This is a genomic window from Methylomonas lenta (assembly GCF_001644015.1).
Lineage (GTDB): Bacteria > Pseudomonadota > Gammaproteobacteria > Methylococcales > Methylomonadaceae > Methylomonas > Methylomonas lenta.
In genome coordinates this window covers 1-13017 of record NZ_LUUI01000104.1, presented here as the reverse complement: position 1 = coordinate 13017, position 13017 = coordinate 1, and the positions used below count along the sequence as shown (strand labels likewise).

Genomic DNA, 13017 nt, shown 5'->3' with positions numbered 1-13017 from the left:
GAATGTTTGCTGATTTTAGCCAAGCATTTGGTTCCCAGCTGTTCATTCAATCATGTCAAGCCACTCAGGCATCAAGATTAACAGAGTCAACTACAGGGTGTATCATTAAGGCTTAATGATTTCTTCATCTGCCTGCTAGAAAAAACACACCATGTTCAAAATTTTATTTTTCATTGCTAGCTATCTTTATAGCATCAGTAGCTTTGCCGGTTCAACAGCTCAGGATTGGGCTAAGATTACCACACCCACTTTTAATTCAGTCTCACAAAGCATAGGTGACTATACCAATGGCTGCATCAGTGGTGCAGTGACTTTGCCTACATCAGGAAACGGTTACCAAGTCATGCGTTTATCGCGTAATCGTTTTTATGGGCATGCTGCACTGATTAACTATATCCAGAAATTAGGCCAAGTCGCAGCCGCTGAAAAATTGGGTACCGTATTAGTGGGTGATCTTGGACAGGCGCGAGGAGGGCCAACGATTAGTGGTCATCGCAGTCATCAAACCGGTCTGGATGTGGATATATGGTTTTTGCTGCCAAAACAATTAGATAATCGATTGCTGACCGCCAACGAGCGTGAAACGTGGAGTGCGACCTCGGTAGTGAATATGCGAACAGATGATGTGGATTATCAGCAATGGACCCAGGAGCATGAAGAAATGCTGCAGATCGCAGCTAGCCAGCCTGAAGTCGACAGGATTTTTGTTAATCCAAGTATTAAGCGTGAACTATGCGATCATAAAACCGCAGAATCCGCTGTATGGCTGCGAAAAATTCGCCCATGGTGGAAGCATGATGATCATTATCATGTGCGGCTGAAATGCCCTGACAATAACCCCAACTGTCAAGCTCAAGCGGCTTTGCCTGCAGGCGATGGTTGCGATGCCAGCTTGGCTTGGTGGTTTTCTGCCGAAGCCAAAACTCCGAGTAAACCAACTAAGCCTGCCCCACCTAAACCGCCATTACCTGCGCTATGCGAGCAGGTTTTGCTTCAGTGATATTCTCCGCTTATCCATTATTTGACGCTCCCGGCCAGCCTTGCCAGCAAGAATTGGCCGGAACAGAAAGTCCATCGCAGGGGCTAGGTCGTTTGCAATTGTGGAACAGCGGCCAGTAAAGTCTTGGTGTACTCATGCTGCGGCCGCAGCAACACTTGTTCGACCGCACCACGCTCGACGATCTTGCCTTGATACATCACCGCTACTTCGTCAGCCATTTCCGCCACTACGCCCAGATTGTGAGTAATCAGCAAATAACTCAAGCCCTGTTGTTTTTGCAGGTTTTTAAGTAGCTCAATAATTTGCGCTTGCACCGACACATCCAGCGCGCTAGTTGGCTCGTCACATATGATTAATTTAGGCTCTACTGCCAAAGCCCTTGCGATGCAAATCCGCTGGCGCTGACCGCCGGAAAATTCATGCGGATAACGCAATGCCGCCTCTACCGGCAAATCCACCTGCAATAACAACTCCGCAACTCGATTTTGCATCGCCTGTTTGGAAATCTCGGCTCGCAAGGCTCGTAAACCTTCGGCAATGATATCGCCCACCAACATTCTGGGATTCATGGCCGCAAACGGGTCCTGAAACACGATTTGCATCTCGGCACGTTGACGACGTAAGGTTTCGCCGCTTAGCTGGGTCATATCGACACCAGCAAACAACACTCGTCCCGCTTCCGCCGGGATTAAATTCAACAAACCTTTGCCCAAACTAGTTTTGCCGCAACCGGATTCGCCTACCAAGGCCAATGTGCTGCCGCTATGTAATTCAAAATCGACCCCGTCCACCGCCTTGATATGCCCGACCACCCGCTTGAAAATACCTTTACGAATCGGGTAATAGACTTTAAATTTTTCTACGCTCAACAAAGCCGATTTGGCTTGCTCTGGTCGGCCCATACAACTTTCCATCTTGGGCAGCGCTGCCAGTAATTTCAAGCTGTAGGGATGCTGAGCCTGATGGAAAAACTCTGCGATGCTGGCGGTTTCGACAATCTTGCCTTTTTGCATCACCGCAATCCGGTCGGCAATATTGGATACCAACGCCAAATCATGACTAATCAACCATAACGCCATGCCGGTCTGCTGTTGCAGATTTTTCAGTAAATCCAAAATCTGCGCCTGTATGGTCACATCCAGTGCCGTAGTTGGCTCGTCGGCAATCAACAAATCCGGCTTGCCGGCTAGCGCAATCGCAATCATCACCCGCTGGCGCTGACCACCGGACAATTGATGCGGATACTCGTGGATGCGGCGCTCGGGTTCGGGAATTTCAACCTGTTGCAACAACTCCAGCACCCGCTGATTAGTCTCTGATTTGGATAGCTGAAAATGGATGTGCAACACTTCGGCAATCTGCTGACCTATCGTCATCACCGGATTCAGTGACGACATCGGGTCCTGAAAAATCAAACCAATCCGCCGACCACGTAACTGGCAAAAATCGATTTCCGGGATATTCAGTAAATCCTGCTCTTGCAGGACTATGCTTGTTGCCCGCATCTGTGCATTATTCGGCAACAGCCGCAGCACCGACAGCGCGGTAATCGACTTGCCGGAACCGGATTCGCCGACCAAAGCAAAGGTTTCGCCGGGTCGGATTTCGAAGCTGATGTTGTCGACAACCTTGCTTTGGCCGAATGTGACAGTGAGCTTATTGACTGTTAACAGCGATTGCGGCATTAGCGTTGCTCAATCTTGATTTGGGTTTGAATACGACTGCGAATTTCCTGATAAATTGGGATATTAATACCTTCTTTGACTTCCAAGGTAACCGCGAGCGCATAAGGGATTTGTTCGTCAAGCTTATCGATGGCGTCGGCATTGCATTGCACAGGGATAACCAATTCATCGCCTTCCTGATAATCGGAAACTTTGATGCTTTCCAATATTTCGTGCTGAACTGTGCCTCGCCTAACTTGATTCCAGTCTGATTCATTCCGTTCCAAATTAAGAGCCTCCGTTTTTTTAGGGGCTTCAAAAAACAGTTTGGCTTGACGTAAATAGCGATGATTAGGATTTATTGGTGTGAACCACGCAAGAGTAATAGTTAAACGCCGCCACTGTTTGGAGTTTGCCAAGGAAGGAGGTAGCGGAAAACGGTATTCGTGGACTTGTTTCTCGCCTATATGCCCATAGCCGATCACTGTTGCTCGTTGTTCCGTACAAGCCAATACTCTGGATACATTCACATGGCCGTAGCCGATAAATTTGCTGGAATAACTTTTAAACTGCCGAGAGTTAGTTGGTGTTTTTAGGTGTTGCTCCAGTGCGTCATCAGCACCTTCTTTAGATGCGCCATGCACTAACAATGCCTTGATCAGAACGGCAACTTGATCCTCATGTATGCCATCGGGCATTTGATGTCTAAGGCTGTCGATGACGTCGTAAATCTTGGCACCGGCCCGGGAAGCCAATGCAGTAGCGTTGCTGCTACCCCGCGTGTAACTCGAAGCCGACTGAGCTCCTGCATTGTCTTCAACAGCAACTTTTTGTCCTGGTGGGGAACCGGGTAAAGACGCACTAAAAATATGCCCTATTGGTGGTAAGTTAAATAGCTGCCTGCCACCAGGCAGTAAAATATCCGGTTTTATTGAACGTCGAAAGCCTTGGCCTAAGCGGTTTGTAGGGCTAAATAATTTCGTTGTCGGAAGAATATCTACGCGTTTACCTAAATATGAAATGCTGGAGCTATCACTATGGCTGGCTCCCACTGTAATAGCATTTAATGATTCTGCCGGAGAGATAATCCGCCGAAGATGGGCCATCTCGTTGATTTTAGCCAAAGTTGTTTGAGTTTTTTCCGCATCGTTCAAACGATTAAACTCATCCTCGGAAACACCAAGATTAATAGGTTCACTGAAATTTCCGGCGCTAACACAAAACAACACCTTATATTTCCATGACAGCCAATCCAGCAGTTTTGCACATGGACTTAAGGCATGAATAAATGGTCGGGCTGGGTCACCAAAAGAAAGATTGACGATTTTGACGGCTGTAGCTTGAGGGGGCACGTCCCCTTCACCTTCAAACATGCGTCTGACTGCACGTTCGATGCGGTCTTCATAAAAAACCTCGTCCGGCACATGTTCATCCCGATTTGGCGCATGCGGGTTTGGTTGCAAAATAGGGCGAAAATAAACTGGTCTAGTTAACGGAACTTCGTTAGCATCCAACTCACCATGTATGACCAACGAAGCCATCGCAGTGCCATGTTTTCTGTCGCCGGGCTGATACTCGTTTTCCAGTTCGTCAGCATCGTCCAAAATTAACCGGTCTTTTAACCATGTATGTTGGCTGAACGGTACGCCGTCTAAAATTGCAACTATCGGATCGCCTCTGACTGGATATTCCGGCGCAGTTTCAATTGCCGCCGTCTCATCGGGAGAACTGATCAACGATTGTCCGGTTGGGCGAAAAAACATTATCGACGGCAGCTTCAGTAAATGGATATCCAACTCGTTGCGATCAATCTTTTCGACTATCGTTTGAATACTATTTCTGGATAATTGGGCTTTTGCCGCATGAAAGCCGATTTCTGAGTATTCAAGAAATGGACTGATTAACTGTCCAGACAATTCTTCCAGTAAAGTTTTAAAAATTACTTCGTTTTGTTTTCTAGTCTGTCTGTCTTTACGGTAAAAAAACTCTACTTGGAAATTGATGTGTTGGTGTGCGGTGTCCTCGTACTCCAAATCTTCGCGCCAAATATCGAGAACACCGGTTTCTATTAATTGCTCTTGTATCCCCCAGCGCCGAATAACCTTGATTTGGGAGAATACGTCTCTCCATTTAGCTTTACCCGGAGGTAAATCGTTTGTTTTTTGCCATTGCTTCCAAAGGGCTAGCAATTCGGACAAACCTTGTTGGTTGGTCATAGCAAGATACAACCGACCTTCAACAAGCTTATCGGCTTTCTGTTGTTTGCTGTCTTTGTTGAAAAAATACTCATCCGGCTCGAATTCCTCGTCCCATTCGGCCAACCATTCTAATCCGGGAGTGTTGGCAATCGCGCGTTGAAAATCCTCTATGCGTCCAGCCGTTTCAATCACCAACACCATTTCCGGCTCCAAGCCTGTGATCGAAGCCGACAACATCGCTTGATCGGCGAGAAATTGTTTTTCCAGGTTTTCAAACTGTGGCGTTAACCGTGAAATTTGTACTTGTTTTGATGGTGCATTCGGTATCGGGAAGCCCTGCCTTCCCTTTGGAGGATCAATAATCTTTGCTTGGGGAAAAATCAATAACGGTAATTCGGCCATTACTCCATTCCTTGTGGTTTAGGCTTATATCGGCTTTGCCACTGATGTAACACGGCAGTGGTGATGTTTTTGGCATTATCAGTTTGTTTACTCAATATTGCTCGTCTAACTATAGCCAGACAGAGTTCTTCAATTTCGGAAAAGTTTGTCCCTAGCATCTTTTTAGCCATCGTTTCTGTGGCAAAGCCGAATTTGACCGATGTCTTTTGCTCCATCGCGGCGATAAATAGAGCAATTTTATCGCGTGAAGGAAGCGGTAATTCGACTTTTACCTGGAAGCGCCGCCATACCGCTTTATCCAACAACTCTGGATGATTACTAGCAGCAATTACTACCACATAATCCGGCAAATCATCCAATTGCAACAGCAAAGAACTCACCACACGCTTAATTTCACCGGTTTCATGTGTATCGCCGCGCTCTTTGCCTATCGTTTCAAACTCATCTAAAAACAAAACACAGCGCTGAGTTTTCACATAATCGATGATTTGTTTCAATCGACTGGCGGTTTCACCCAAGTAACTACCGATTAATGTATCGTAGCGAATAGAAACAAAGGGATACATCAATTCGGTCGCTATCGCTTCTGCCAAACTAGTTTTACCGTTACCGGGCGGGCCAACCAACAAAATTCTATTTCTGGCAGACAAACTATAGGCATGCAGCAATTCGGATCGGTGCTGTTCTTCGATCAAATCTTTAATTTGTTCCAGAGCCAGCTCTGGAACAAAGACTGTCGATAACAAACGTTTCGGCGTTATTTCATAAACCAAGTCATTTTGTTTTTGCGCAGAAATAGAACGCTGTGGAACTAATTCGTTACTGAAAGAGTTTTGCAGTCTATCAGCCAGAATGCGATGACCTTTATCTCGCTCGTCAGCAATCAAAGATTCCGCTGCTTTGCGAAACGCTATTTGATCTCCTCTGCTACCCGAGCGAATTAGGCTAACTAATACATCAGCTCTAGCCATAAATGGAATTCCAAAGTTTCATTACTTAATTGATTATAAGTTTGTCTTTTTATTATACATTCGCTCTTCTAGGATCAAACGCATCCCGCACGCTATCGGCAAACAAATTCGCCGCCAGCACCAGTGCGAACATAAACACAAACGCGGCTGCCAGCGACCACCAGACTATCGGTTCTCTAGCCATTTCCAGGCGGGCGCTGTTGATCATATTGCCCCAGCTGTGGGTGGTGGGATCGACGCCGATGTTGATGTAGGACAGCACCGCCTCGGCCAGTACCAGCGAACTGAAATCCAGTACCACCGAAATCAGCACGATATGCATGACATTGGGCAATATGTGACGAAACAATATCATGGCCGGTTTTACGCCCAGTGCCTGCGCGGCCAGCACGTATTCCATCTCGCGCAATTTCAAGGTTTCCGCTCGCAGCAAGCGGCATAAGCCAGTCCAACTGGTGACGCCCAAAATCAGACACAAGAACAGCAGCCGCATGTCGGCCCGTACCAGCAGGTTGTTAAAGTCCTCGGCGTGATTGCTCATGTAGACCTGCACCATCAGAATCGAGGCGGCAATCAATAGCACGCTGGGGATGGAATTGAGAGTGGTGTAGACAAATTGAATCACATCATCCACCCAGCCTTTGAAAAAGCCGGCCATGATGCCAAATACGATGGCCATAGGCAGCATGACCATAGTGGTCAACGAGCCGATCACCAAACCGGTGCGTATGCTTTTTAGGGCTTGATAAAACACGTCTTCGCCAACCTTGTCGGTACCGAGCACATGATAATAAGCCGACAGGGAAAACAAGGTATAGCAGCCGCTGACCATCACAAACATTACAACCCACACCGCAATGGCGCTACGACTACGCGACAAGCGCCTACGTTGTTCATGTTTGTCGCCCCAGGCCAACAACAAAATCATCAGCAATAAACCTGCGCCTTTACTAAACGCACTTAGCGTTTTTTTGAAAACATCGCCAGCCCATTCCGCTTCAGGGTTTTGCAAATACGCGCCACCGTATTGCAAACGCGGATAATCCCAACGCGTGGTACCGTCATCTAAAGCGATGGTTTCCTTGGCATACAAATGGGTGGAAAATGGCGCGGAATAGGTTTTTTCCGTGTGTTTGCGCATGGTGGTGCAAGCCACATCCAGCAGGCTGATGGCTTCATTGCCACGGCTGTCGCCGTCTTTAAAATGCACCGAATCGGCCAGACCGATCATCACAAAACATAGCAACAACGTCAACGAAGCCATCGCCACCGGACTGGCGGCGATTTTATGCAAAGGCCTTCGCATATGCGCCTGCCGGGACATGTAAACCGCCAACACCGCAGCGGCCACGACCAAAAAGTAAATCAACCCGTCAGTCCATAACACGATCATCAGCTCAACCTCACGCGTGGATCTACCAGGGTGTAGGAAATATCGGTCAGCAGCAAACCGGCGATGTACAGCGCGGAACCCAGAAACACCATGGAGCGAACGATAGCAAAATCCTGCCGATTGATAGCATCGATGGTGTAACTACCCAAGCCTGGGATGCTGAAAAACGATTCCATAATCAAGCTGCCCATAAACAACAACGGCAATACCACTACTACGCCGGTCAGAATCGGGATCATGGCGTTTTTCAGCACGTGTTTGAATAACACCTGAGTCTCGGTAAGCCCCTTCGCGCGGGCGGTACGCACATAGTCTTTTTCGACCTCTTCCAAAAACAAGGTGCGGTACCAGCGCGCGCCGGAACCGATGCCTGCCACCACGCTGATAAGCACCGGCAAAATCAAAAACTTGATCGCCGACCAGCCGTAGTCGTATCCGGAAATCGGCACCAGCATCAGCACTTTGCCGACGACAAACTGGCCACCGATGATGTAAAACAGCGACGACACCGACATCAGCATCACGCACAACACGCTGCTGCTCAGTTCGACGTAGGTATTGCGGAACAACACCATCAACAAGGCCAGCGTGATATTCACCAACAAGCCGACAATCAATGATGGCAAGGCCAGCGCTAGACTAGGCCACATACGCTGGCGAATGTCGGTGCCGATGTTGCGGCCACTGTCGGAAATACCAAAGTCGAACAAAAACAGATTCACCGATTTTTGGTAAAAAATGGTTTCGCTTAAGCATTTGCTACCCTGTTGCTCATCATTCCACAACAAGGGCAAATCGTAGCCGTGTTGATGCTTCCAGTTTTGAATAGCCTGTTCGGTGACATGCTTTTGTCCCAGTTGCATGCGGGCCATGTCGTCCGGGCTGTTGACCACAAAAAACAGCACAAAGGTCAGCACGTTGACCGCCATCAGCAGCGGCAAGGCGTATAGAAAGCGGCGAATGATATAAGTGATCATGTTTGGTTGGGATTATTCTGAGGACGTTGTTAATATCACGTTAAGCAGATTGGCTCATCAGAAATAACTTACCGGTTTGACGCCTTATGACTTGAACTACTGCCACGCCTTTGGGCCATTCCATTGGTGCGTGCCTTGAGACTGGAAGACTTCTCGATTAACCGACCAGAAGCGTATTTGTGCAATACACTGGCAATAAATGTTTGATAGGGAATGCCTTCTTCAAGCGCGCGCACCTGAATATCCATTAGATCGACCGAGGAAATCCGTATGTTAATACGCTTGTCCTTGATAAAAGTAGCACTAGCCGCCGCCTTAAATTTATCCAGATTTTCCTTTGAGGGAGACGTTGACCGAAGCTCACCTTTTTCATAAGCCTCCAAAATCTCTTCTTCGTCAGTGTCAAACTTGTTCATTTGGGTTGCTCCTCAGCAAGTAATCTCGGGTAGCATTTCTGCTTGGAATGACTGTTTTCAGAAAAAAATAATCAGTCTCTTCGACATACGGCACCAAGTAAACATAAGCGTTAAGCGCCACAACTAGAATGCGTTGATTAGGATATTTTTCTGTATTGTGGTGAACCAATTCATCCAGCAGACCATCCGCTTCAATAGCAAGTACGATTTCCTCGAATGAAATACTACGCTCTCGTTTGATTAGTTCATTTTTATCGTGATTCCAACGAAATGGTTTCATATGGCGAGTTTACTTAAGTGTGTGCCTAATGTCACCACCTTGCCAAGGCGACTCGGATCGAAAATTAAGCTGAACCACTAAGCAATTTACCTCAAACAAAAAAGCCATTCTATTCAAAAAAGTTGTCATAGACTTTTTAAAAGCCTTGCTTCCAAACCTGGCGATATGCATAAACCCTCATTCAACTGCCCTAAGTTCCCTGCTGCCGACGTCGATAAGCCCTAATCGCAGGATAAATCGCCACACCCAGCACGACAAAGCCCAACAATAACGGCCAGAATTCGGCATGATTCCATTCCCGGCGTTTTTGTTCGCGCAAGCCGGTATCGATACGGCTGTATTTCAAGCGGTTGTTGATCATGCGCGCCGGCTTGAGGTTTTTGTACCAGCTGTGCAGCAGGGCGAAATCCTTGGGAAAATAGCCGAACAGCCACGGCGCATCTCGGCGCAAGATGCTTTGCATACGGTCGATGATGATCTGACGTTCAGGGCCGTTATCCATGTTGCGCATTTGCTCGAATAAACTATCAAACTCCGGATTGGCGTAGTTGCCGGCGTTTTCGCCGCCCTGCTTTACTTTGGAATTGGGGCCGTACAGCAAGAAAAAGAAGTTTTCCGGATCGGGGTAATCGGCGTTCCAACCCCAGACGAAAATCTGCGCTGCGCCGCTACGCATTTTTTCCTGAAAGCGATTGTAGTCTGTGCCGCGTATGACGAGTTGTATACCCAGTTTTTCGAACTGTTTACGATACCAGTTCATCAAGGCTTTGTCGTCGGCGCCAGTTGCCGTCGTATCGAAATACAGTAATAAAGCTTCGCCGGTTTTCGGGTCGACGCCGTTCGGATAGCCGGCCTCTGTCAGTAATTGCTTGGCTTTTTCGATGGATTTACGTTGCGGCCTGTCGTTTTTCCAGTCGTAGACGATGGGATTGATACCTGCTTCGCCATCCTGATAACCAAATATTCCAGGAGGCAATGCCCCTTCTGCCGCCACGCCGCGACCATTGACAAAGATGGCGATAAATTCTTCGTAATCGACAGCAATAGAAATGGCTTGCCGCAGTTTGCGCGCCTGTTCCGAGTCGCCACCGACTAGTGGGTCCAGCATGTTAAAGCCCATGTAAAACACCGAAGTAGCTACCGATGTTTGTAACTGAATCTGCTTTTCCTGCATCAGTGGTGTCAATTGCGGATCGCCGCTGCCGGAGAACTGCACGGCCTGATCGAAACTATCCGAGGCAATGCCGGAGGCGTCGTAATAGCCTTGCAAAAATTTAGCCCAATACGGAATGGTTTCTTTTTCCAGGGTATACACCACCTGATCAACAAACGGCAGCGGCTTGCCGGCATCGTTTAACCAGCCAGCTTCTTTGTCGCCCGCATCGCCTTCGCTGGGATAAAAATCGGGGTGATAATTGGGGTTTTTTGCCAGCACCATGCGTCGATTCGGATTGTTTTCTGCCAGCCAATACGGCCCGGTACCGACCGGAAACCAGTCCAGCGTGATATTTTTGTTTTTCAATCCAGGCTGAGCATACAAAACATCGGCTTCCCACGGCATGGGGGCAAAAAACGGCATCGCCAGCCAATATTGAAATTGCGGATATTTACCCTTGATGCGGATACGGTATTGATAGTCGCTCAGGGCTTCCACACCACGCAGCTTTTGATCTTTTAACTCGGCTATGGGTACGCTGGCAGTTTGCTGGGCAAACTCGGTAAAACCGTCGATATAACCGGCCATCAATTCCGCAATCGGCGACTGGATTTTTGGATAGGCCAGGCGTTTGATCTGATACACATAATCCTCAGCCAGTAATTCACGGCTTTGCTGTACCGAAAAATCTGCCAAGGTATTGATGTTCGCTAATTGCTCATCAGTTAAGTTGTGATATAGAAACTGTCCCTGTGCATCCTGGCTAAACGCTGGGTGTGGCTGATAACGAATACCTGGCTTGATATCGATTACATATTCACTGTAAGCAATCTCTTGCTCACTGGCCGTTTCCGGTAACGGCTGGCCTTGGCTGTTCAAATAACGCACGTTTGGCATTTGCGTCGCCGTCAAAGGTTGCAGTTGATAGGGACGTTTTAAATAATGATATTGCAGCGGCGGTTCGTAAATTTGACCGATAAAACCATACTCATCGCTGCTGTAGGCTACTGCAGGATCCAAATGCTTGGGTCGTTCGGAAAACGACGAGTACAAGATGGACTGCCCGCGATCGGACTCGGGGTAGGGGTTGTTCAACTGGGACAGTTCGCAAGCGGTTTGCGAAAACATCAACAGCGCCAGAAGAAAATTGCTGATTTTGGGGAACGACAAAGTGTTGACAATTAGGCGACAGAAACAGGAAAAACTTGTCGGCATTCTACATCAGTGCCGGGGTAACAGGCATTAGACAACCATGGGTCTATTGGGATGTAGAGACGTAAAATTTTACGTCTCTACCGACAACAGACAGCCGGCTAATTAAGCCATATTGGCTATCGGTGCCTCCGGATTCACATCGGCCTCATAATTCACACCGTCTATTTCAAAGCCGAACAGCTTGAGAAACTCGTGTTTATAACCGGCAAAATCGGTCAGTTCGTTGATATTGTCGCTATTCACTTGCTGCCATAAAGCATTGACCTGGTCTTGCACTTGCGGTTGCAATTCCTTTAAATCGGCACGCAAACGACCTTCGTCGTCGAGTAGCGGGTTGGCGTTGTAAAGACTGTCACGGAACAGGCCGTTAACCTGTTCGATGCAGCCTTCGTGTGTGCCTGCTTGCTTCATGACTTTAAACAGCAGCGCCAAATACAGCGGCATCACCGGAATTGCTGCGCTGGCTTGCGTGACTACGGCTTTCAATACCGAAACCCGTGCATCGCCGCCGATGGTCGCCAATTTGCTGCGAATATCGATAACGCGTTTATCCAAATCTTTTTTGGCGGCGCCTATGGTGCCGTCCCAGTAAATATCCTGAGTTATTTTTTCGCCCAGATAGGTAAATGCCGAGGTTTTAGCGCCATCCGCCAATACACCGGCTTCGGCCAAGGCATCGATCCACATTTGCCAATCTTCACCGCCCATAACAGCCACGGTATTGTCGATTTCTTCCTGAGTCGCCGCCGGTAAGGTAAAGGATTTGATGATCTCTTTGTCAGTATCGATACCCGTTTGTACTAAATCCTTGCCGATCGGTTTCAAGGTCGAATTGTGAGTAACACCGGTTTTTGGATGGGTACGGCGAGGCGAAGCCAAGCTATAAATCACCAAATCGATTTTGCCAAAATCCTGCTTGATGGCAGCTATGGTTTTTTGCTTGATTTCGTCAGAAAAGGCGTCGCCGTTGATGCTTTTGGCGTAAAGGCCTTCTGCTTCGGCGAATTTATGAAAAGCCGCAGAGTTGTACCAACCTGGCGTACCGGCTTTATCGGCTGTGCCTTCACGCTCGAAAAAAACCCCCAAGGTTTTAGCGCCCGAGCCGAATGCGGCGACGATACGCGAAGCCAGTCCATAGCCGGTGGAAGCGCCCAAAACCAGCACGTTTTTCGGGCCGTCGGCGATAGTGCCAAAGCTTTTGACATAATCGATTTGCTGTTTGACATTGGCTTCACAGCCGACAGGATGGGTAGTAACGCACATAAATCCGCGTACACGAGGTTTGATAATCATGTTGCTCCTCAAATCAAGCCATTAAAAATTAGGAATGTAGTTGTACTGACAA

10 protein-coding genes are annotated in these 13017 nt (G+C 47.9%); 1 reads left to right on the top strand and 9 read right to left on the bottom strand.

All coding sequences use genetic code 11. The features are described from left to right. Positions 1–151: 151 nt before the first annotated feature. A complete protein-coding gene (gene mepA, locus A1359_RS11300) occupies positions 152–1000 on the top strand; it encodes a penicillin-insensitive murein endopeptidase (RefSeq protein ID WP_066982557.1) in 849 nt (282 codons plus the stop codon). Positions 1001–1083: 83 nt separating this feature from the next. Here mepA and A1359_RS11295 read toward each other — a convergent pair whose 3' ends face one another. The 9 genes from A1359_RS11295 to fabV all read right to left on the bottom strand — a co-directional run bounded on the left by A1359_RS11295 (position 1084) and on the right by fabV (position 12965). Continuing rightward, positions 1084–2685, bottom strand: coding sequence for an ABC transporter ATP-binding protein (locus A1359_RS11295; protein ID WP_066982554.1), 1602 nt, complete (start codon positions 2683–2685; stop codon positions 1084–1086). Next, positions 2685–5264, bottom strand: coding sequence for a S8 family peptidase (locus tag A1359_RS11290; protein WP_066982551.1), 2580 nt, complete (start codon positions 5262–5264; stop codon positions 2685–2687). The genes A1359_RS11295 and A1359_RS11290 overlap by 1 nt, the downstream gene beginning before the upstream one ends. Next, positions 5264–6235 carry an AAA family ATPase gene (locus A1359_RS11285; RefSeq protein ID WP_066982548.1) on the bottom strand — a complete coding sequence of 324 codons (972 nt, stop codon included), beginning with the start codon at positions 6233–6235 and terminating at the stop codon, positions 5264–5266. Before A1359_RS11285 ends, A1359_RS11290 begins: the two co-directional genes overlap by 1 nt. Before the next feature lie 52 nt (positions 6236–6287). After that, positions 6288–7628 carry an ABC transporter permease gene (locus tag A1359_RS11280; protein ID WP_066982546.1) on the bottom strand — a complete coding sequence of 447 codons (1341 nt, stop codon included), beginning with the start codon at positions 7626–7628 and terminating at the stop codon, positions 6288–6290. Further along, positions 7628–8605 carry an ABC transporter permease gene (locus A1359_RS11275; protein ID WP_066982543.1) on the bottom strand — a complete coding sequence of 326 codons (978 nt, stop codon included), beginning with the start codon at positions 8603–8605 and terminating at the stop codon, positions 7628–7630. Before A1359_RS11275 ends, A1359_RS11280 begins: the two co-directional genes overlap by 1 nt. A 68-nt stretch (positions 8606–8673) precedes the next feature. Continuing rightward, a complete protein-coding gene (locus A1359_RS11270) occupies positions 8674–9021 on the bottom strand; it encodes a hypothetical protein (protein WP_066982540.1) in 348 nt (115 codons plus the stop codon). Next, positions 9008–9301 carry a toxin gene (locus tag A1359_RS11265; protein WP_066982537.1) on the bottom strand — a complete coding sequence of 98 codons (294 nt, stop codon included), beginning with the start codon at positions 9299–9301 and terminating at the stop codon, positions 9008–9010. Before A1359_RS11265 ends, A1359_RS11270 begins: the two co-directional genes overlap by 14 nt. 190 nt (positions 9302–9491) lie before the next feature. After that, positions 9492–11585 carry an ABC transporter substrate-binding protein gene (locus tag A1359_RS11260; protein ID WP_066982534.1) on the bottom strand — a complete coding sequence of 698 codons (2094 nt, stop codon included), beginning with the start codon at positions 11583–11585 and terminating at the stop codon, positions 9492–9494. Positions 11586–11774: 189 nt separating this feature from the next. Next, positions 11775–12965, bottom strand: a complete 1191-nt coding sequence (fabV, locus tag A1359_RS11255; RefSeq protein ID WP_066982531.1) for an enoyl-ACP reductase FabV — start codon at positions 12963–12965, stop codon at positions 11775–11777. Positions 12966–13017 lie beyond the last annotated feature (52 nt).

Coding starts and splice junctions, on each gene's coding strand:
- A1359_RS11270 (WP_066982540.1), bottom strand. CDS start 9,021: ATGAACAAGTTTGACACTGACGAAGAAGAGATTTTGGAGGCTTATGAA.
- mepA (WP_066982557.1), top strand. CDS start 152: ATGTTCAAAATTTTATTTTTCATTGCTAGCTATCTTTATAGCATCAGT.
- A1359_RS11265 (WP_066982537.1), bottom strand. CDS start 9,301: ATGAAACCATTTCGTTGGAATCACGATAAAAATGAACTAATCAAACGA.
- A1359_RS11295 (WP_066982554.1), bottom strand. CDS start 2,685: ATGCCGCAATCGCTGTTAACAGTCAATAAGCTCACTGTCACATTCGGC.
- A1359_RS11275 (WP_066982543.1), bottom strand. CDS start 8,605: ATGATCACTTATATCATTCGCCGCTTTCTATACGCCTTGCCGCTGCTG.
- A1359_RS11290 (WP_066982551.1), bottom strand. CDS start 5,264: ATGGCCGAATTACCGTTATTGATTTTTCCCCAAGCAAAGATTATTGAT.
- fabV (WP_066982531.1), bottom strand. CDS start 12,965: ATGATTATCAAACCTCGTGTACGCGGATTTATGTGCGTTACTACCCAT.
- A1359_RS11260 (WP_066982534.1), bottom strand. CDS start 11,585: ATGTTTTCGCAAACCGCTTGCGAACTGTCCCAGTTGAACAACCCCTAC.
- A1359_RS11280 (WP_066982546.1), bottom strand. CDS start 7,628: ATGATCGTGTTATGGACTGACGGGTTGATTTACTTTTTGGTCGTGGCC.
- A1359_RS11285 (WP_066982548.1), bottom strand. CDS start 6,235: ATGGCTAGAGCTGATGTATTAGTTAGCCTAATTCGCTCGGGTAGCAGA.